Here is a 19308-nt window from a genome sequence, read left to right as displayed (position 1 = left end):
CTTTTGGATGCGTTTTTGACTTTCTTTTGTGGGCTAATTGCCGTTTTTTTTGTATTTTTGGGCATGAATTTTGTTTTAAATGCAATTATAGGTAGGTTTATTCTGCGTCCTCGTTTGCTCTTTATCGTTTTAGCTTTGGTTGGACTTGTTCAGGCTCAGTTGTTGGACATGTCCCAGATGCCCACGGATTATATGGCTGAAAATAAGGTCCGCAAGGTTCTTGTGGAAGGTAACGTTCACATGGACCAGCGATCCGTGCTGGGTCGAATTGGTATTCGGGATGGCCAGACCTATTCTCCGGCCGCCCTTTCCGACAAGGTCCAGGAGGCCGTGACTGCTCTTTACAAGTCGGGACTTTTTGACGACGTGTCCGCCTGGGTGGATTATGTGGATAACTCGACCGAGGTTGACCTTATCTTCAAGATCAAGGAACTGCCCGCTCTTGATACGGCGATTATCGATGGCTGCGACGAAATCTCCGAAGATGACTTGCGCCTCAAGCTTCGCTTGATTCCGGGTCAGGTCTACAGCAAGAGCCAGCTTGAACGCGACCGCCAGGCTTTAATCGACTATTACCATTCGGAAGGTTTCCTGCTTGCCGAAGTGGGCTACCGTGAGACCGCCATCGACGAAAACAAGAACCAGGTGACGTTCATTATCCGAGAAGGCGAAAAAGTCAAGGTTCGCCGCATTGAAATCGAAGGTAACGACAATGTGCCCGCAATTGACATTACCGACCATATGCTCACGAAGGTGGATCAGTGGTATGGTGGCGGCGAGTTCAAGGAAAACGTTTTTGAGGCCGACCGCGATTCCGTGCTCAATGCCATCCGCCATTTTGGCTTCCTGGATGCGGAACTCACGGATTACCGTGCTGAATACTTGCCGGATTCCAGCTGCCTGTTCTACCTTGGACGTATGGTGCCGGTTGGGGAGAGCCTCCAGCCCCTTTACGACCAGTTGAACCGCGCCATGGGCGATTCTGCGACTGCAATCTACAAGATGGCAGGAAAGCCTACGATGCAGGTTTCCCATTATTTCCGCCAAAACCACAATGCGGCAAGCCATAACTACGTGACCCGTCCTAAACCGAAGGTCATGGACGAAGAAGAAGCGCTCAAGCTTTTGAACGACATCATCCGCTACGAGAATTCTCGCCGTGAATGGCTCAAGATTGTGGATGGTCGCAAGTTCAACAATCCTAAGATCGATTCGCTCAAGGCGCTCCCGAAACTTTCTGCCTACGACGAGAAACTCTTGGTCCGTTACATGCTCGAAGACATGTTCCCCGTGCTGAACAAGTACGATAATATCAAGACTTCTAGCGCCATTTGCATTCATATCGGCATGGTCGAGGGCCGTCGTTACTACATGGGTAGTGTCCACTTCTCCGGCAACGAGGTCCTGAACGATAAGATTCTGGGCTACGCATTCCGCCTCGACAGTGGCAAGGTCTTTGACCAGTACCTCTACGACGCATCCCGGAAGGCCCTGATCGAAGTGTACCGCGAAGACGGTTACCTGTTTGCCCAGTTTGACGAGGAACGCACGTTCGAAAACGATTCCGTGGTGAACCTCACGTACCGCATGCGCGAAGGCCTCCCGGCGTCCATTCACAAGGTCTATATCCATGGCAACACGAAGACCAACGAGAAGGTCATTCGCCGCGAGGTGCGCCTGTATCCGGGTGATACCTACCGCCAGTCCGCCCTGGAACGTAGCTTCCGCGATATCATGCAGCTCAACTACTTCGACATGGTCCTTCCGGATATCAAGGTTTACGGAGAACAGGAAGTCGACCTCGACTTTACGGTTCAGGAGAAGGAAGCGGGCACGGGGCAGTTCAGCCTGGGCGTCTCCTATAGCGAAAGCGACGGTCTCGTCGGAACGGCTAGCATTTCTATCCCGAACTGCTGTATGGGTGATGGCCAGGCGGCTAGCTTGAGTGTTGAGTACGGTGCCGACAAGAAGAGCGCCTCGATCAGTTTCCAGGAACCGTGGCTGCTGGACAAGCCGATTACCCTTGGTGCAAGCCTCAGCTACACCTGGTGGAACATGGAAGATTACGGAGATCCGGACATTACCCGTTACGGTGGCTCCGTCTACGTGGGTAAGCGTCTCAAGTGGCCCGACGACTACTTCTACGGTCAGGTGGGCTATAGCTGGCTCATGAATAAGCAGGGCCCGAACATCGATGGCAGCTACGTGGTTTATACCGGTAAGGAATCGGCAATCAACTTCCGCTTGCTGCGTGATGATAAGAACCTTCCGCAGTTCCCCACCGACGGTTCCCGCTATGTGCTTGACGTCCAGGTCGCAAACGACCTCCTGTTCAGTGACTTCAGCTTTGTGAAGACGGAACTGACCATCAAGTGGTGGTTCCCGCTGTTCCGCGATCGTCTGGCGATTGCCCTTACGAATGAATACGGCGTTATTTTCGGCGACCAGCTGCAATACCGCACGCTCTACACGATGGGTGGCGTGATGGGTTACGAAGGCACCATGCGCGGTTACAGCGCAGGTTCCATCGGCTACCGTCGCCTGGGGCGCAGTTTCCAGTATATTGGTGCTGAACTCCAGCTTGGTATTGTGCCGCAGACATTCTACCTGCTTCCGTTCTTCTTCGACGCAGGTAACGTGTTCGGCGAACGCTACGACCCCAAGACGAAGGTCGCGAAGCCGAGCAGGAACCCGCTTAGCGAATGGGATCCGACCAGTCTCAAGAAGGACATCGGTTTCGGATTCCGCGTAGTGGTGCCGATGCTCGGTATTATCGGATTCGACTTCGCTTGGCCGCTGGACGTGGGCGAGACCTACTCCGGCTTGAAGCGTAGCGAAGTGGGCGACATGGAATTCAACTTTGTCATTGGCCAGGGATTCTAACAGGAGGCTCTATGATGCGCAGACTTATACTTCTAGTGGTGATGGCTCTTGCTTGTGCCGGATTTGCCGAGGACGGCCTGCGCATTGCCCATGTGGATTCCAAGCTCATCTTTGACGGTTACAAGGGCACGAAGAAGGCCCAGGAAGAGTATGACCGCCAGGTGGCCAAGTGGGAACAGCAGGCGAACCTGTTGCAGAAGGAACTTTCCGCTATCAAGGAAAAACTTGACAAGCAGGTGCTGATGCTCAGCGATGAAAAGAAACGTGAGCTTGAAGCCGAATATAACAAGAAGGATACTGAACTCAAGACATTCATCGACCGTGTCTACGGGCGCAAGGGAGAACTCATCAGCGAAAACGAAAAAGTGAGTGCCCCGATTATTCAGCTCATCCGCAAGGCGATTAACGAAATTGCCTTGCAGGAAGGTTACGACATGGTTGTGGACCGTGCCACGGGTGCCGTTCTCTTCTGGAAGAAAGAAAACGACCTCACGAACAAAGTTCTGGACTACCTGAATAGCCGCTAGTGAATCGGGATTTCTCTCGGTCTAACTTACACCTTACACAACCTGAACGAGCAATCCCTTGAGGTACTGCCCTTCGGGGAATGCTGTATTCACGGGATGGTCGGCAGGTTGGCCGAAGCGTTCAATGATTTGAACGTGGCGCTTGGCATCGGCGGCGGCATCCGCGATAATCTTCTGGAACAGGTCCATTTCCATGAGCCCGGAGCAACTGAAGGTCGCAAGCATTCCGCCCTCGGCTAAAAGCTTCATGGCGAGCAGGTTGATGTCCTTGTAGCCGCGGGCTCCCTTTTGCAGGTTGTCCTTGCTTTCCACGAACTTGGGCGGGTCGAGCACGATGAGGTCAAAAGTTTCGGCCTTGTCGCGGCACTTGCGCAAGTACTGGAACACGTCCGCTTCTACATGGGTGGCGTGTGCGGTGCTGAGCTTGTTACGTATGATGCCTTCCTTGGCGAGCTTGAGCGCGTCCTTGGAAACATCCACCTGATAAACTTTTTCGCAACCGCCGCGGAGAGCGTAGAGCCCGAATCCGCCGGTATAGCAGAAGCAGTTTAGCACCTTCCTGCCCTTGGAAAGTTCTCCGATGCGGCGGCGGGCGTCGCGCTGGTCCAAATAGTAGCCGGTCTTGTGACCGTTCTTCACGTCGATGGGGAAGAGGATTCCGTTCTCGTTGATGATGACGGGCTCGTCGCCCACTTCGCCATAGACGACACCCGTGCGCAGTTGCAGGCCTTCCTTGCGGCGCACTTCGGAATCGCAGCGTTCGTAGATTCCCTTGCAGTGCGTCTTTTCGGCGAGCAGCTCGTAAATCGTTTTGCGGTGGACTTCCGCACCGGCTGCAAGGATTTCGACAGAATAGATGTCGGCGTACTTGTCGATGATGCAGCCCGGAATGCCGTCGTTCTCGGCGTTAATCAGGCGGAAAGCGGATTCCTTGTCTTCGATGTCAAAACCGCGGCTTTTGCGGGCCGCAATCGCGCGGTCAAGAATATCGCTGAAGAATTCGCGGTCGATGTTTGCCTTCTCGCCGAACGTCCAGAAACGCCCGCGGATCTGGGACTTGGGCGAGTACGCCGCAAGACCCAGAAAATCGCTCTTGTAGCTGTAAACTTCAACGGTGTCGCCAAGTTCCGGGTCGCCGATAACTTCGTCAACGGCTCCGCTAAAAATCCAAGGGTGGTAACGCAATGCGGACTTCTCGCGTCCGGCTTTCAGAGTAATCGCTTTCATGGGTGTAAATGTAGAAAAAGGGAATGCATTTTTCTACATTTGGCGTCGATATGTTCGAAAGCATTTTTGAAAAGTATCCGTTTTTCAGGTCTGTTCCTTGCATTCTCTGCATGGCCATTATTTTTAAACTGTCGTCGATGACGATGGAGCAGTTGGAGGGCTTGCCCCACGTTTGGGACAAGCTTGCCCATTTTTGCGAGTACGCGACCCTTGCTGGCTGCTATGCCATGCTCTGGAGCCGAAACGAATGGTCTAAGCGCCAGTGGTTGCGTGTGCTGGTAGTTGGCGGCCTTGCTCTTGCTTACGGATGTACCGATGAATATCACCAGAGTTTTACCGAGGGCCGTGACAGTAGCGTGTTGGATCTTGTGGCCGATTTGACCGGAGGTCTTTTTGGCGGTGTTGTATATGCGGTGATTACCTGCATCCTGAACCGATTTGATCCGGTACCCGAGAAGGTGGAATCCAAGGCTGAAGAATAAAACTAGAATTCTCCGAGCAAAATAATCTCGCGCTTTAGTTGAATACCGAATTTTTCGGCAACTTTTTTTTGCACGAGTTCGCTTAAATTCATGATGTCTGCGGCCGTTGCGCCACCCGCGTTCACGATGAAATTCGCATGCAACGTACTCACTTCGGCGCCACCGATGCGGAGACCCTTGAGCCCGGCCTGCTCGATGTAGTAGCCGGGGGCGACTTGTTGCGGCATGTCGGCGGAACCGTGTTCCAGACGCTTGAAGGTTGAGCCTGCGTTCGGCATGCTCAAGGGCTGGCTTGCTTTGCGTTTGGCCATGCATTCGGCAAGTTCCGCTTCGAGGTCGGCAACGGATTTACCTTGTGCATTGGCTGTGGGTAGCTGGAATGTTGCAGAAAGGATTGTGGCCTTGTCCTTCTGGAAGATACTTTGTCTGTACCCAAAGGCGCAGTCGGTGGATGAAACCGTGCGGATGTTGCCGTCGCAATCAAGGATGGTCACTTGTGTGCAGCAGGTTCCGATTTCTTGCCCGTAGGCGCCTGCATTCATGTAAATCGCGCCGCCCAAAGTTCCCGGGATTCCGGCGAGTTTATGGATGCCCGCGAAGCCAAGTTTCATTGCTGTCCGCGCGAACCTGCCGAGCGGGGTAGCCGCTCCGACTTTGAACGAACCATTTCCTGAATCCTCGATGGCCGAAAATACACCTGCAAGCGTAATGACAACACCGTCGTAGCCCTTGTCAGAAACAAGCAGGTTCGTCCCGTTTCCGAGAATGAAGTGGGGCAGCCTCTTTTCGCGGGCTTGAGCGATGGCCGTCTTTAGTTCTTCGTTGTCTTCGACTTTTATAAAATAACGTGCTGCACCGCCAACCTTGAAGGAGGTGTGCTTGCTCATAGGCTCGTTTTCATTGACAATCATAGTCAAAATATAGCTTAGCTTCAAACATTTTTCCTATTATTTCATTCGAAATGACCGACGACGAACTGAAACAATTCAAGGCTTCGCTTTCCATCACCGCGGTGGCCCAGGCTCTGGGAATCAAGGTCGAACGTGGAAAGTTCAAGTGCTTCTATCCGCAGCGCCATGTCCATGGCGACCGCACGCCGTCGGTCTCTATATCGGAAGAACGCGGAATGTTTCGCTGCTGGGTCTGCGACGATGTCCGTGGCGATGTGTTTTCGCTGGTGCAGCAGTATCGCGGATGCTCGTTTCCGGAGGCCTTGAACCTGCTCAAGGATATGTTCCCGTTCCTGGTTGCGGGAGGCAAGCGTGCCGTACCGACTTCGCCCGCCGTTTCGTCGTCGACGCTTCAACCGGTGATTTCGCGTGATGAACACCGCGAGGTCGTTGCTCCCCCCGAACGTGAAATTTTGTCGGAAGAACCTAAGGCGCTCATTCCTGACGAAGAACGAAAGAAAGTCGTGCTTTCTTTCTTGAAGATGCTTTCGCCCATAGACGGAACTCCTGCTGCAGCCTACCTTTCAAAACGAAGGATCTACAAGCCTGTTTGGGATCGGATGCTGCTTCGCTGCATTACGGATTACGATAGCCTGAACCGGCATTTGAGGGAATCCTTCAGCATGGACGTCCTTCGCTACGTTGGACTCTTCAATGACCGGGGAAACTTGCGTTATTACAAGCATCCGCTGATATTCCCGTATCTCGATACGCAGAATCGCGCGTTCCATTTTCAGGCGCGAGCCATCGATAGAACCGTCGAACCCAAGGAACTCCACCTGAAGGGGTCGGTTCCGTTCCCGTATAATTTATCTGCACTGAACCAAAAGACGGGATGGATTTACCTGTGCGAGGGGGTTGTCGATACGCTCACATTCTTGCAACAGAATATCGAGGCGGTTGGAATCCCGGGCGTTCGCAGCTTCAAGATTGAATGGCTCCCGCTTTTCAAGAACAAGAATATCGTGCTTTGCCTAGACCACGACGAGGCTGGGCGCAAGGGGATGGAATACCTTCAGGGTGTTTTTGGTAATGCTGGCGTCCGAACCATTATTTTAGGAGATGGTTTGGAGGGGCTTTCCTCAAATATCAAGGAAGGCGAAGATGTCAATGATTGGTTTGGAGGAAAAAAGTAATACGATTATGAAAAAATTTGCGATTGTAGGCCAGATTCTCTTGGTGGCCTTGCTGATTTATTCAGTGCTGTTCTCAATTGTGGGGACAATCTTTATCATTAAGGCACACTCGATTATCTTTGATCCTATTAACGATATCGGCTCGATGAAAGAGGAACCTCCGGCCATGAGCCGCTTTATGCAGGACTTGCTGGATTCCAATCCGAAGGTGCAGATGAAACATCGTTACGTGCCGCTGGATTCCATTAGTCGCAACCTCCAGAGGGCGGCGATTGCTGCCGAGGATCCGGGATTCTATTATCATCCAGGTTTTGATGTGAAAAGCATCGCGTGGGCGATGGATGCGAACGTGTCTGCCGGTAAAATCCTTTATGGCGGTTCGACAATCACGCAGCAGCTGGCGAAAAACCTTTTCTTGACGGGCGAACGCACTTGGGAACGCAAGGCGAAGGAATTGGGCTATGCGGTGGTGATGGAATGGAAATTGGGTAAAGACCGAATCCTCGAATTATACTTGAACTATGCCCAGTGGGGCAAGACCATTTTTGGATGCGAGGCGGCGAGCGAAGTCTATTATGGAATCCATTGCTCTGAACTCGACATGCAGCAGGCAATAAACCTGGCCGCGATGCTAGCGAGTCCGGGGAACCACATGCCGGACGAAGATTCTGAATTTATGCGTAACCGCCGGCGCAATATCAAGTTCCATCTGGAAAAACCACAGTAATCATGCCAGTACGCGGTTGACTTCGTCTAGGTCCGTGATTCCAGAATGAACGAGTGATTCTGCGTATTCGCGGATGTTTCCTTCGACGTAGCTGCCGTCTGGTTTCAGGATTTCGGTGGCGGCGATTCGCCCCCGGTAACCGCCTGAACCTGTTTTCTTCCGCAACAATCTTTGAGCGGCAACACCGAGGAGCACGTCTTCGAGAACGTTTGCCGAAATTCCCAAATCCAAAAGCCTGTCCCTTGCCGCTTTTGCGCTGTTCGTATGGAGTGTGGAAAGTACGAGGTGGCCCGTTTCTGCCGCCCTTACGGCTATGCGGGCGGTTTCCTCGTCGCGGATTTCGCCCACGAGGATTACGTCAGGGTCCTGGCGTAGAATCGAACGCAATGCAGCCGCGAAGGTGAGCCCACATTTTTCGTTCACCTGGACCTGGTTCGCTCCGTCGAGCGGATATTCCACCGGATCCTCGATGGTTGTCACGTTTACCTTTCGCTTGATGATCTCGCGAAGCCCGGCATAGAGCGTTGTCGTCTTTCCGCTGCCCGTGGGCCCCGTAACGAGGAAAAGTCCCTGTGGCTTGGCGAAGATGTTTCTCAGTTGCCTCAGGGTGGCTTCATGGAATCCGAGGGCGACGAGCCCGGTTCCGCCATCATGCGCAGGAAGCAGCCTCAGGACGCATTTCTCGCCCCGGTGTGTCGGAAGCGTACTCAACCGCACGTTCGATTCGTGGCATCCCTGAAAATGGAACGAACCGTCGTGGGGCAGGCGTTTTTCGGTAATGTCTACGTCGGCGAGCAGCTTGAAACGGATCAGTAGCGGGTCGCAAATCCACTCGGGCAGGGTGCGGTAGATTTCGAGCATCCCGTCGCGTCGAAATCTGATTCTCATGCCTTCTTTGCAGGGTTCTAGATGGATGTCCGTGGCGCCTCGTTCAAGGGCTGCTTCCAGAAGCGAGTCTGCGAGGTTGATGATGGGCTCTGATTCCCAGGAATGAGCCTTGCCGCTTGGCGGAGGTGCTGCTTCTAGCCCTGCAAGGGTGTCGCCGACATCCTTAACCGCGGCAGCTCGGATCATCTGCTGGATTTCTGTTTCGGTGTGCTGCTCGGGTTCTAGCCTGCAACCTGATTCCACCCGAATGCGTTCGAGCGAGAACTCATTGTAAATGTCGGGAACGGCTACGCGCAAGATATGGCCTTCGCGTGCCTCTCCCCAGTAAATATTTTCGGTCATGCCCCGCAATATACAAAAAAGGCGGGTTTGCAGACCATAAAAAAATCCCGCCGGTTTGGCGGGATTCCTGAAACATTGCTTGTGCGGGCTTATGCCTTCGCGTGCCTGTTCATCTTGTTCTTAACCTTCTTCACGCCCTTCTTGACCTTGTGGAACAAGGCGTTCGGGAGCCAGAATGCTGTCGGAATGAGGTACATCGTGAGGAACGCGGACACGGCGAGGCCGCCCACGCATGCGATACCCATGGGCTGGTTCATCTTCGCAACGTCACCACCGATGGCGAGAGCAAGCGGCATCTGGGCCACTATGGATGCGAATGTCGCAAGTACGATGGCCTGGAATTTTTCTTTTGCGGCCGTCAGCATGGCGCTGCGCCTGCCCATGGCTCCGCTTCGGAGCAGTCGGTTCGCTTCGTCGAGTAGCAAGATGGCGTTGTTCACCACCACACCGATAAGCATCACGATTGCCATGAGGGAAACCATCGAGAGCGAGGTGTTCGTAAACACGAGCGCGAGGATAACGCCAATGGCGCCCATCGGGATAGTGAACATGATGATGAAGGGCTGCAAGAAGCTTTCGAGCAGGGCCACCAGCAAGATGTAGGTGAGGAGAATGGCCATGAGGATAGCCGCGATGAATTCTTCCACCATGTCGTTCTGCATGTCGGCGTTTCCACCGAAACTGAACGTGATGCCGTCGGGCACCTCATCCTTCATGGAGTCAGTGATAACCTTAATCGAGTCCATGATTTCGCCGGTCGTGTGGCCGGGGAGAAGGTTCATGTAGACGTCTACATGGTTGTGTTTGCGCTTGCGCTCGATCTTGGTCGGGCCTGCGCCGTCGACAATGTCGAACAGCGTGCTTGCCGGGACAAAACCCTTGGGCGTGAGCATCGGCAGGTCTTCAATATCGGCGTGATCCTTGCGGTCTTTCTCTTCCATGCGGACAAACACCTTGTATTCTTCACCGTCTTCGGTGTAGGTGCTGGTTTCAAGGCCGCTTACAGCGATGTAGTTCATGACAGCCACGGACTGCAGGGCGACTCCGTAGTCGGCGAGCGCCTGGCGGTTGGGAACAAGCTTGATTTCGGGCTTGCCGGCTTCGTAGCTCAGCTTTACGTCGACGACGCCGGGAATGTCCTGAATCTTGTCCATGAGGATTTCTGCAGCCTTGAGGGCGGAATCGACAACGAGACTGTTCACTTCGAGCACGACGTCTCCACCCTGGCCGTTGCTCATTTCGGTGACAGAGGCCATCTTGATAGAGATGTATGCGTCGGGAATGTCGGCGAGGTAGGGGCGCAACGAGTCGACAATGTCTTCGGAACTGCGGTCACGGCCTTCGCCGCGCTTGAACAGTTTCAGACGAATTTTGGAGGTGTTCGTGCCCGTAAAGCCGTTTTCACCACCGACGGTAGCGTTGTAGCGCTCCATATCGGGAATGTCCTTGATGCGGCTTTCGATAATCTTCGTTACGCTATCCGTAGTTTCGATGTTCGTACCGATAGGCATTTCGACGGAAATGAGGATTTGACCCTGATCCTGCTTGGGCATGAGTTCGACGGAGAGGAAGTTGAATCCCATGAAGGCGACGAATGCAAGCAGTGCGCCCATGCCGAGCAGCTGCGCGAAAAACCCTGGCACGGAAAGGCAAAAGCCGAGAGTCTTTAGGTAGACAAAGCGGATGCCGTTGAGGACCCACGGGAAGAAGCTCGTGAGGCGTTCCACTATTCCGGGCTTTTCGTCGATAATGTTGCCGTTCTCGTCTTTCTTTTTGCCCTTGAACAGGTAGGCCGCCATGAGCGGGGTGAGCGTGAACGTCACCAACAGCGACACGACTGTCGCAAACACCATGGTCATACCGTAGGTCTTGAAGAAAATGCCTACGATGGACTTCATGAACGCGATAGGCACGAACACGCACACGTTGGTGAGGGTCGATGCCATGATGGCGACCATGATTTCGCTTGTGCCCTTGTAGGCCGCTTCCTTGGGATCGAGGCCATCCTGCAACTTGGAGTTGATATTCTCGAGCACCACGATGGAGTTAGTGACCAACAAGCCCACCGCCGAAGATAGCGCCATGAGAGACATCATGTTGATGCCGAAGTCGGCGAAGTACATGAACGTGAACGCACCGATGACGGAAATCGGCATCGTGAGAGCTGCGATAAGCGTGGTGGAAAGCTTGCCCAGGAAGAGGAGCAGGAGCACCGACGTAAGCACGATGGCAAGGAGGATGTTCTGGATAACGTTGTCTACGGATTCCTGAATTGCTTCGGACTTGTCGTAAATCAGGTGAATTTTGAAACCTTCGGGAAGCGTACTGTTGATCTGTTCCACGCGGGCGAGTGTACCCTTGGCGACGTCGACCACGTTAGCATCAGAACGCTTCTTGATGTCGAGCGAGACGGAGTTGATGCCGTTGTAGCGCGATGCGGAGGTGACTGTCTTGACGGTGTCCTTGACCTTCGCGATTTCGCCGAGCTTGATGACGCCTGTTGCAGTCGGGATATCCATGTCGCGCATCTGGTCCAGGTTCTCGAATTTGCCTGCGGTACGCACGGAGGTGTTCTTGCGGCTGCCGCGAACTTCACCGACGGGGTAGTTGATGTTCGACGCCTGGAAGACACCCATGATGGTCGATATGTCTACGCCGCGAGACTTGAGCATTTCCTTGTCGAGTTCGATGGAGATTTCGCGGGTTGTGCCACCGAAAATATCCACGCTTGCAACACCGGAAACAGAAGTAAGCAGGGGCTCGATCTCGTCTTCGGCCTTCTTACGCAGTTCGGTCGAACTGACCGGGCCGGTGAAGGAGAAGCTCATGATTGCCTGGGCGTTGATGTCTAGTTTCGAAATAATCGGCGCTTCGACGGCATCGGGGAAGGTTGCCGCCGTCTGCTCGATTTTCGCGCGCACGTCGTTTGCTGCCACGTCCACGTTCGTTCCCATGTTGAACATGGCAATGAGGATGCCGTAGTTCTCCATGCATATTGCCTGCACGTAGTCGATACCGTCAACGAGTTCGACGGCGTCTTCGACAGGCTTGATGACGGTTGTCTCGATTTCTTCGGGGTTTGCGCCCGAATAGACGATGACCGCCGTTACCACGGGCACTTCGAATTTCGGCAACAGGTCTACCACCATCATGCGGTAGGTGTAGATACCGAAAACCACCACGGTCAAGATGACCATGAGCATGGTAATCGGTTTATAGATACTCGCCTTAATCATTCAAAAATCTCCGTAGCCTTATTCGATGATGAGCACCTTGTCGCCATCGTTCATGCGGAACTGACCTTCAACCATGACCTGGTCGCCATCTTCAAGGCCCTCGAGAATCTGGACATCGCCCTTGGTCTGCACACCGAGTTTCACGACCTTGCGCTTTGCCTTGCCTTCGGCGGTAACGGTCCAGACGGTGTTTACGCCGTTGCGGTAGACGATTGCCTCGATGGGGACGATGATTCCCTTCACGTTGCGGGCGTCAAGTTCGGCAGTCACATACATGCCGGGCAACAGCTGCTTCTTCTTGTTCGGGAATGTCACTTCGACAGGGAAGAAACGCGTCATGGAATTGGCGGCGAGCGGGATGAGTGTCACCTTGCCCTTGACCTTTTCTCCGCCCACGTCGATGGTCGCGGTCGCACCCTTCTTGAAGAATCCGATATCCTTGCTCGTGACGTTCAGCTTGAGGATGACTTGGTCGAGTTTTGCGATGGTGCAGAAGACCCCGAGTCCGGGAGTCTGTCCTTCCTTGAAGTTCAGTTCCGTGACAACGCCTGCTGCCGGGGCAAGAATCTTCGATGCGCGGCGGACGGTTTCAAGGTTCATCTTCGCAACCTTGAGCTGCGTTTCCTGGGTGTCCATGTCCTGCTGGCTGATGCCGCCCTTGGCGTGCAGTTCGCGCATGCGTTCGGTCGCCTTTTCGAGGAGGGCGATTTGTTCTTGCGCCTGTTGGTACTGCGTGTTGTCGCCGGTGAAAAGGTACTCGGCAAGAACCTGGTCCTTCTTTACGCTAGAACCGACCTGCACGTGGATCTTGGCAAGCGGATCGCTCATCTTCGAAAGTGCGTATGTCTGCTGCATGCCTTCGATGGTGCCGCTGAACTTTCGCACGTCGGTGATTTCTGCCGTGGTGGCCTTTACGACCTTGGCGGGCTTGCCCTTTTCGGCCTGGATTTGTTCGATGGTGGCGGCCTTCTGTTCGGCGCCTTCATCTTTCTTCTTGAACATGTCGCAACCCGTGAGAAGAAGCGAGAATGCGGTTGCAGTGATGATTGCTTTGGTAATCTGGTTCATATCTTCTTCCTATTAATATTCTCCGGTGGCCTGCAGGAGCGCGTTGTAGGCCTTGTTCCATTCGACGATGGCCTTCATGTAGTCTATTTTTGCGGTGCGCAGGCTGTTTTCGGCGCTGAGCACGTGCAATTGCGTTTCGCGCCCGAGCTTGTAGGCTTCGTTCGTGAGGTCGTAGTTCTTTTGCGCGAGGTCGATCTGGCGCTTTGCGATTTCAATCTGGCTGTTCGCATCCTCGAGCGTATTCACGCACGACTCGATCTGCACGCGGAACCCGCGCTCGGCGGTTTCCTTCTGGATTTGCGTGCTGCGGAGGCTCGACCTGGCCTGGGCCACGCCTTCGCGGGTCTTCATGCCGTTGAAGAGGTTCATCGAGACGTTCAGCGCGATGTACTTGTTCAGCTTGTCCCACGTGGGGGCGTCCCAGTCGAAAAATTCGTTCTTGTTGTTTGCATACTTGATGCCGCCGAGGAGCACCACGGTCGGCTTGTAGCCGCCCTGCTCGATTTCGATGTTCAGGTTTTTCATGTTCTCGGTTTCCTCGAGCATCACGAGTTCCTTGCGGCGCTTCTTCACGTTCGCCATGGAGGTGTCGGGGAAGCTGTAGCCTGCGGCGGGGTCGCGGAGTTCGCCCTGGAACTGCACGTCGGTTTCCCATTCGAGGCCCATCGTGTTGAGGAGCGAGTTGCGGGCGAGGACGCGCATCTTTTCGGCGCTCGCAATGGTGGAGTTCAGCTGGTCCATCGAGAGCTGCACGCGGATAAGGTCAAGTTCGGTGGCCATTCCGCTCTTGAGCGACTGTTCGACGAAATTCAGGTTCTCCTGGAGCAGTTCCTTGGAGGCGTACATGATCTTGATGGCGGAATCGAGGTAGATGAGCTGGTCGAAGGCGTTTTCCACGTCGTAGCGGACCTGGGCCTTCGTGTTTTCGAGCTTCACTTCGTTGATGCGCTTGTAGGCCTTCGCGATTTCAATCCCGACGCCAACCTTGCCTTCGGCGTAAAGAATCTGGGTGGCGGTGATGCCTACGCTGGACTGCCAGCGGTAACCCTGGGATTTCATGCCGTAGATGAGCCCGTCGAGCGCGGGGCCGAGGACCTGCTGGTCGTAGGCGTTTGCCATGGGGTGGCCTTCCGCATCCTTTCCCATGGCCATCTGCGTGGCGGCATCGGTCAGGTCGGTGCTCTTTTCGACATCGTCGAGGCCGAAAATACGGGTCACGGTGGCGTTCAGGTCGATGGAGGGGTAGGCGTTGCCGTAGCCTGCCGTCACCTGGGAAGTAGCGCTTTTGAGGTCTTCTTCGGCGGATTTCACGTCGGAGGAGTTTTCGAGGGCTGTATTGACGGCTTCTTCGCGGGTATAGGTCTTCCCGGCCCAGCTAGGGGCTACAAGGAGCGTGGCGATAATCGTAGGGATTGCAAATTGCCTGAGCATCTGTTCTCCATAAAATTTGACCCGCCAAATGTAAAAATATATTATATGATGTTAAAGGTTCCCCGTGAAAAAAAGTGATGGAATGCACGAATCTATGGATGAGAGGAATCCTGGATTTTAGGTTGCTCCTTTTGGGGTGCAAAAAACACCCTTCCGCCGGGGGGCGGAAGGGTGTCAAAACAGGGGTCGGATTCTCATATCCGGGGCTACATCAGACCGGGGATTTTCATGCCGCCGGTGATGTTGGAAAGGCTTGATTGTGCCGCCTCGTCTTTTTTCTTGATGGCTGAATTGACGGCTGCCATGACGAGGTCTTCGAGGGCTTCAACGTCGTCCTTGTCCACGGCGTCCGGATTGATCTTGATCATCGTCAGCACACCCTGACCGTTGATGGCGACCTTGACCATGCCGCCGCCGGCTTCGGCGTCGAAACTTTGGGTTTTGAGGTCGTTCTGGGCCTTCAGCATCTTGCTCTGCATCTTCTGGAGGTCCTTAAGCATTTTACTCATGTCCATAGCGGTTTTTCCTTTTAGCGGTTTTCTTTATTAGTTGTCGTTCATTTCTTCGGGCTGTTCGCCAGCCGGGGCTTCGGTAACCTTTTCTAGCGACCTAGAATATACCAATTCTCCCATGAATTTTTCTACGAGTTCCTTCAATCCGCCTATGCTTTCGCAGTCCTTTTCGAAGGGGCTCTTGAGGGCGTTTTCCCTGGAAACTCGTTCTTCTTGCGTGTAGGCGCGGGTCTTTATCGAGAGGGAGACCTTCGTCTGCAACTTGTCTTCCAGGATAGTCTGTACGCGCTTCGCGAATTCCGGGTTCTCGCAAATCTGCTGGTAGCCCCAGGAGGTGTTGTTCTCCGTTTCGCCGATATAGGTGAGAAATAGCGGGAAGGGGTTCGCCTTGATGTCGCCCGCTTCCAGGATGGTCCCTGTGATGGCAGCGGAAAACTTGTAGTCTCCGCAGTCGGCGAGGCCAGCCACGATGGAGGGCCAGGCGGCGGTGATTTCGTAGCGCGAGAATGCGACCGGGCTGTCAAAGTCGGAGCTGCCGACGAAATCCATGCTTGCCCCCTGGGAAGATTCCTGGGTGTCGAGCATCTGCTGGACGTCAGCTACTTTTTTTTTTGTCGCCTCGTCTGAGGCGCTTTTCGGGTCGTTTATAGCGGCAAGTGCTCGCCGGAGGTCGGTGAGCCTGTCGAGCCAAGCCATGCGGGCGAATGTCGTCTCGACAAGGAGCCGCGGGTTGGAACTGTAGCGGATTTGCGCCTGCAGGTCGATGAGCATCTTGGATATGCGTAGCAGGTCCCCGTTGGAAAGGCCTGTCGCGGTTTCCTTGAGCTTCGTGTAGAGTTCCGTAGAGATGTTCAAAGCGTCAGGCGAAAACGCGTCGAGGCGGCCGTAAAGGAGGTTGCGGAGGAACTTGCCGAATCCGTCCAGGAGTGGCGCGAACTCGATGCCGCGGCTTACAGCCTTGTCGACCATCAGGAAGCAACCCTTGAGATTATGGCTTTCGATGGCGTTGATGAGGTCGAAGAAAAGCTCGACGGGCGGGATTCCCAGAACGGACCGGACAGATTCGTCCGTCATCTCGTTTCCCGTGAAGGCGTAGGCCTGGTCGAAGTAGGTGAGGCCGTCGCGCATGGAGCCGTCCGCCTTCTCGGCAAAGATGTTCAGGGCCTCGTCGCTTGCGTTGATGCCTTCCTGTTCGCAGATGTAGCGCAGGCGGCTGCGGATCTGGTCCATGGTCAGGCGTTTGAAGTCGAAACGCTGCACACGGCTGAGGATGGTCTGCGGGACCTTGTTGACCTCGGTGGTTGCGAAGATGAAAATCACGTGCGGAGGCGGTTCTTCGAGCGTCTTCAGGAGGGCGTTGAAGGCCCCGGTCGAAAGCATGTGGACTTCGTCGATGATGAAAATCTTGTACTTGCCGATGACGGGAGGGTACTGTACGCGGTCAATGACATCGCGAATGTTCTCGACTCCGGTGTTGGAGGCCGCGTCTATTTCGTACACGTCCATCGGGTTTCCGCCCGAAATGTCCTTGCAGCTTTCGCATTTGCCGCAGGGGTGCAGCGGGTCGCCGCCAGAACAGTTGAGCGTGCGGGCGAGGATTCTGGCACTGGTGGTCTTGCCTACACCGCGGGTGCCGGTAAAGAGGAATGCGTGATGGAGTCTGCCCCCCTCGATTGCGTTCTGGAGGGTTTTCGCGATATGTTCCTGCCCGACCATGTCGTCAAAGGACTGCGGGCGCCACTTGCGGGCCATTGCTACGTATGCCATGTCTTGGAATATAGCAAAAAAGTGTCGAATTCGGGCCAGTCCGGAAGTCGCTTTTGATTATATTTTGAAAAAAATTACGAGGTTCACGATGAATTCGAATATGGCGCTCTTGATTCTTTCTTGGCAGGTGGCATGCCTGTATCACGAAACCGAAACCGAGAAACTTCTGCCCGGTTCAGCCTCGGCGACCGAGGCCGAGAGCGACACGCTCGACGCGATTCACGACGAACTTGTACCGGATGTCTCGTGGGACGACTTCAATGACCTCTATGCGAAGTTCAAGTCGGCGAAGGAACGTGCGGGCGCCTGCATCGAAGCGCTGAAGGAATCTACGCCCGAATTCAAGAGCAAGGTGCTCGAATCCATGCTCCGCGTGGCGAACGCCTCCCGCGAAGATGACAACGAAAGCAACGTCTCGCCCGAGGAGATGAACTTTATACAGCAAATCCGCGAAGCACTCGAGTAGTTTTCTGTCGCATTCGCGCTTAACTTGTTTTTAATCCTTCAGGTAAAGGTTCTGGCTGTTGTCCAGCATCAGGATGACGGGCAAATTTTTTGCCGTAAACACGCCGTCATTCAAGATGCCGCTTTCGATCAGTTGGCCGTTCAGGCTGAATGCCTTGTACGCGGAACCGGGCTTCACGTTCGTGATACGGTAGCGCATCTGGCCGAGCCTTACGAAGCTGGCCTTCGCCTGCGGTAGTCCCGCGGCGGTGCGCGGATTGACTGTCGGGGATTCGGCAGGGAACTTGTAATCCGGACACGTATTCAGCGTATCGAGAAGGATGGTGAACTCGCCGGCAACGGCTGCGAGTGCAAGCGGCATGTCGACCATGTCGACGTCCTTCCCGCCGTTTCTTCCTCTCTGCTCGGGCGGGTTGAATACACAGCCGCCGTAACCGTAATCTTTGCTGTAGAATCGCTGGCACAATTCAAATACGTGTGTCACGAGGGAATCTGCCTGTTCCGCCGTCCCCTTGAAGACTCCCGCCTTCTGCAGGCGCGGAAACTCGTCCTTGTACACGTCTTTGTGCTTCACGGAGAAAAGTGAATCCATTCGTGAATTCTCGTCATCGGAGTAGGTGACTCGTGCGACCTTGACCACCTTCTCGGTGACGATTACGATCATGGTGGAATCCAGTTCGGACCTGTAGACCCATGCCGTATCGGTGCCGGAGGCGTTCTTGACCGCCGGTTCGCGCAGGCCCATCTTGGAGAGGTTCAGGTAGTCGCCTTCGAACAGGTAGAGCGCTGTTGCCGGATACCCCATGTAGATATCGGTGCTGCCGCCCCCGCCCTGATGGTGGGTGACGTTGCATTCCGCCGCATGTAGGCTTGTGGTGAAAAGGCTTGCGGAAAATACGCCCGCAAATAGAAATTTGGTGAATTTCATAATTTGTTCTCCTAACTTGATGATTTAATAATAATAAAAAAAGGAGGGATTGTTGAAATTTTCTGACGGAATGTGATTTTGGGGTGATTAGGGGCGTCTTTTTTTGAAAATAAATAGTTATTTTGTTGTAAAAACGTTCTAGTATAAAATAGGAGGTTATACATGAAGAAGGTTCTCTTAATACTTTGTCTTTTTGTCGGGGCTAGTTTTGCCCAGATAGGTGTTTCTCTCGGTTTCGGGCCGTCTCAGGGGATGGTCGGTGTCGGGTACACCATGCTGGACGGACATCTCTCCGCTAACGTTCATTTGGCTGCCTACAACTCCGACTACGATTTTATGGGAGGAATCGGGATTGCCTACCGCTTTACGGGCTTGACGGGCCCGTATGTATACCATTCTTCGGAATGGATAACCGGTGAAATGAACGGCTTTACGATAACGAATGTGGGTTCGGAAAATTCTGAACTCATCGAGCATACGAGGGACATCAATTATTGGCGACTGGTTTTTGGCTTGGGGTACCAGCACATGTTCCTGAACCATTTTGGAGCCTACTTTGAAATGGGCTTTGAGTTCTATGCCGGCAATGGCGGCTATTATACTCATTTCGATGCTGAGTATGGAACGCTTGATAACGACAAGCCGTTTTTCCCTGTCGGTCTCGGTATCGTAGCCGAGTTCTAAAAGGTGGATAAATCAAAAAAGAGGTGCTCCGTTAGGAACACCTCTTTAAAATGGA

General features: G+C 53.9%; 16 protein-coding genes. 7 read left to right on the top strand and 9 right to left on the bottom strand.

Annotation, left to right across the window (positions count from 1 at the left end):
- Nucleotides 1-135 precede the first annotated feature (135 nt).
- Together B2952_RS02095 and B2952_RS02090 are read left to right on the top strand one after the other, a co-directional pair.
- Nucleotides 136-2883 carry a BamA/OMP85 family outer membrane protein gene (locus B2952_RS02095; protein WP_290726946.1) on the top strand — a complete coding sequence of 916 codons (2748 nt, stop codon included), beginning with the start codon at nt 136-138 and terminating at the stop codon, nt 2881-2883.
- An 11-nt stretch (nt 2884-2894) separates the two neighbouring features.
- Nucleotides 2895-3410, top strand: a complete 516-nt coding sequence (locus tag B2952_RS02090) for an OmpH family outer membrane protein (RefSeq protein WP_173365831.1) — start codon at nt 2895-2897, stop codon at nt 3408-3410.
- 33 nt (nt 3411-3443) lie between these two features.
- On the opposite strand, the gene B2952_RS02085 is transcribed toward B2952_RS02090, so the two are convergent.
- The gene (locus B2952_RS02085; RefSeq protein WP_173382228.1) at nt 3444-4637 is read right to left on the bottom strand and encodes a class I SAM-dependent rRNA methyltransferase; all 1194 of its coding nucleotides are present in this window, start codon (nt 4635-4637) and stop codon (nt 3444-3446) included.
- Between the two features lie 50 nt (nt 4638-4687).
- On the opposite strand from B2952_RS02085, the gene B2952_RS02080 reads away from it, so the two are divergent.
- Entirely contained in the window at nt 4688-5119 is a 432-nt protein-coding gene (locus B2952_RS02080) for a VanZ family protein (protein WP_173382227.1), read from the top strand.
- 2 nt (nt 5120-5121) lie between these two features.
- Here B2952_RS02080 and murB read toward each other — a convergent pair whose 3' ends face one another.
- Nucleotides 5122-6030 (bottom strand): UDP-N-acetylmuramate dehydrogenase, encoded by a 909-nt coding sequence (murB, locus tag B2952_RS02075; protein WP_290735516.1) that lies wholly within the window; start codon nt 6028-6030, stop codon nt 5122-5124.
- Between the two features lie 50 nt (nt 6031-6080).
- Between murB and B2952_RS02070 the strand changes: the two genes are divergently transcribed.
- Both B2952_RS02070 and mtgA read left to right on the top strand, forming a co-directional pair.
- Entirely contained in the window at nt 6081-7205 is a 1125-nt protein-coding gene (locus tag B2952_RS02070; protein ID WP_290735518.1) for a CHC2 zinc finger domain-containing protein, read from the top strand.
- Nucleotides 7206-7212: 7 nt separating this feature from the next.
- Nucleotides 7213-7932 carry a monofunctional biosynthetic peptidoglycan transglycosylase gene (gene mtgA / locus B2952_RS02065; protein WP_173365836.1) on the top strand — a complete coding sequence of 240 codons (720 nt, stop codon included), beginning with the start codon at nt 7213-7215 and terminating at the stop codon, nt 7930-7932.
- On the opposite strand, the gene B2952_RS02060 is transcribed toward mtgA, so the two are convergent.
- The 6 genes from B2952_RS02060 to dnaX form a co-directional block, all read right to left on the bottom strand.
- Nucleotides 7933-9162, bottom strand: a complete 1230-nt coding sequence (locus B2952_RS02060; RefSeq protein ID WP_290726943.1) for a GspE/PulE family protein — start codon at nt 9160-9162, stop codon at nt 7933-7935. It abuts the gene before it with no gap.
- Between the two features lie 89 nt (nt 9163-9251).
- The gene (locus B2952_RS02055) at nt 9252-12398 is read right to left on the bottom strand and encodes an efflux RND transporter permease subunit (RefSeq protein WP_290726942.1); all 3147 of its coding nucleotides are present in this window, start codon (nt 12396-12398) and stop codon (nt 9252-9254) included.
- 18 nt (nt 12399-12416) lie between these two features.
- On the bottom strand, nt 12417-13466 hold the full coding sequence (locus B2952_RS02050; protein ID WP_290735521.1) for an efflux RND transporter periplasmic adaptor subunit: 1050 nt from the start codon (nt 13464-13466) through the stop codon (nt 12417-12419).
- Between the two features lie 12 nt (nt 13467-13478).
- Nucleotides 13479-14897 carry a TolC family protein gene (locus B2952_RS02045; RefSeq protein WP_290726940.1) on the bottom strand — a complete coding sequence of 473 codons (1419 nt, stop codon included), beginning with the start codon at nt 14895-14897 and terminating at the stop codon, nt 13479-13481.
- A 206-nt stretch (nt 14898-15103) separates the two neighbouring features.
- Complete coding sequence (locus B2952_RS02040; RefSeq protein ID WP_290726939.1) at nt 15104-15406, bottom strand: YbaB/EbfC family nucleoid-associated protein; 303 nt, start codon at nt 15404-15406, stop codon at nt 15104-15106.
- Between the two features lie 36 nt (nt 15407-15442).
- On the bottom strand, nt 15443-17176 hold the full coding sequence (dnaX, locus tag B2952_RS02035; protein ID WP_173366679.1) for a DNA polymerase III subunit gamma/tau: 1734 nt from the start codon (nt 17174-17176) through the stop codon (nt 15443-15445).
- 88 nt (nt 17177-17264) lie between these two features.
- Here dnaX and B2952_RS02030 point away from each other — a divergent pair, with 88 nt between their 5' ends.
- Nucleotides 17265-17642 carry a hypothetical protein gene (locus B2952_RS02030; protein ID WP_173366678.1) on the top strand — a complete coding sequence of 126 codons (378 nt, stop codon included), beginning with the start codon at nt 17265-17267 and terminating at the stop codon, nt 17640-17642.
- Nucleotides 17643-17672: 30 nt separating this feature from the next.
- On the opposite strand, the gene B2952_RS02025 is transcribed toward B2952_RS02030, so the two are convergent.
- Entirely contained in the window at nt 17673-18569 is an 897-nt protein-coding gene (locus B2952_RS02025; RefSeq protein ID WP_290735526.1) for a hypothetical protein, read from the bottom strand.
- A gap of 162 nt (nt 18570-18731) precedes the next feature.
- On the opposite strand from B2952_RS02025, the gene B2952_RS02020 reads away from it, so the two are divergent.
- Nucleotides 18732-19253 (top strand): hypothetical protein, encoded by a 522-nt coding sequence (locus B2952_RS02020; RefSeq protein ID WP_173382218.1) that lies wholly within the window; start codon nt 18732-18734, stop codon nt 19251-19253.
- The last annotated feature ends 55 nt before the right edge of the window (nt 19254-19308 follow it).

Origin of the sequence: Fibrobacter sp. UBA7003 (assembly GCA_002449765.1) — a bacterium.
Lineage (GTDB): Bacteria > Fibrobacterota > Fibrobacteria > Fibrobacterales > Fibrobacteraceae > Fibrobacter.
Note: the sequence above shows the minus strand (reverse complement) of the source record. Positions and strands in the feature narration are given on the sequence as shown.

Excerpts from the sequence above, each read along its gene's own strand:
- B2952_RS02070 (WP_290735518.1), top strand. The coding sequence starts at position 6,081 with ATGACCGACGACGAACTGAAACAATTCAAGGCTTCGCTTTCCATCACC.
- B2952_RS02040 (WP_290726939.1), bottom strand. The coding sequence starts at position 15,406 with ATGAGTAAAATGCTTAAGGACCTCCAGAAGATGCAGAGCAAGATGCTG.
- B2952_RS02060 (WP_290726943.1), bottom strand. The coding sequence starts at position 9,162 with ATGACCGAAAATATTTACTGGGGAGAGGCACGCGAAGGCCATATCTTG.
- B2952_RS02080 (WP_173382227.1), top strand. The coding sequence starts at position 4,688 with ATGTTCGAAAGCATTTTTGAAAAGTATCCGTTTTTCAGGTCTGTTCCT.
- B2952_RS02025 (WP_290735526.1), bottom strand. The coding sequence starts at position 18,569 with ATGAAATTCACCAAATTTCTATTTGCGGGCGTATTTTCCGCAAGCCTT.
- B2952_RS02030 (WP_173366678.1), top strand. The coding sequence starts at position 17,265 with ATGAATTCGAATATGGCGCTCTTGATTCTTTCTTGGCAGGTGGCATGC.
- B2952_RS02050 (WP_290735521.1), bottom strand. The coding sequence starts at position 13,466 with ATGAACCAGATTACCAAAGCAATCATCACTGCAACCGCATTCTCGCTT.
- dnaX (WP_173366679.1), bottom strand. The coding sequence starts at position 17,176 with ATGGCATACGTAGCAATGGCCCGCAAGTGGCGCCCGCAGTCCTTTGAC.
- mtgA (WP_173365836.1), top strand. The coding sequence starts at position 7,213 with ATGAAAAAATTTGCGATTGTAGGCCAGATTCTCTTGGTGGCCTTGCTG.
- B2952_RS02085 (WP_173382228.1), bottom strand. The coding sequence starts at position 4,637 with ATGAAAGCGATTACTCTGAAAGCCGGACGCGAGAAGTCCGCATTGCGT.
- B2952_RS02045 (WP_290726940.1), bottom strand. The coding sequence starts at position 14,897 with ATGCTCAGGCAATTTGCAATCCCTACGATTATCGCCACGCTCCTTGTA.
- B2952_RS02090 (WP_173365831.1), top strand. The coding sequence starts at position 2,895 with ATGATGCGCAGACTTATACTTCTAGTGGTGATGGCTCTTGCTTGTGCC.
- murB (WP_290735516.1), bottom strand. The coding sequence starts at position 6,030 with ATGATTGTCAATGAAAACGAGCCTATGAGCAAGCACACCTCCTTCAAG.
- B2952_RS02055 (WP_290726942.1), bottom strand. The coding sequence starts at position 12,398 with ATGATTAAGGCGAGTATCTATAAACCGATTACCATGCTCATGGTCATC.
- B2952_RS02020 (WP_173382218.1), top strand. The coding sequence starts at position 18,732 with ATGAAGAAGGTTCTCTTAATACTTTGTCTTTTTGTCGGGGCTAGTTTT.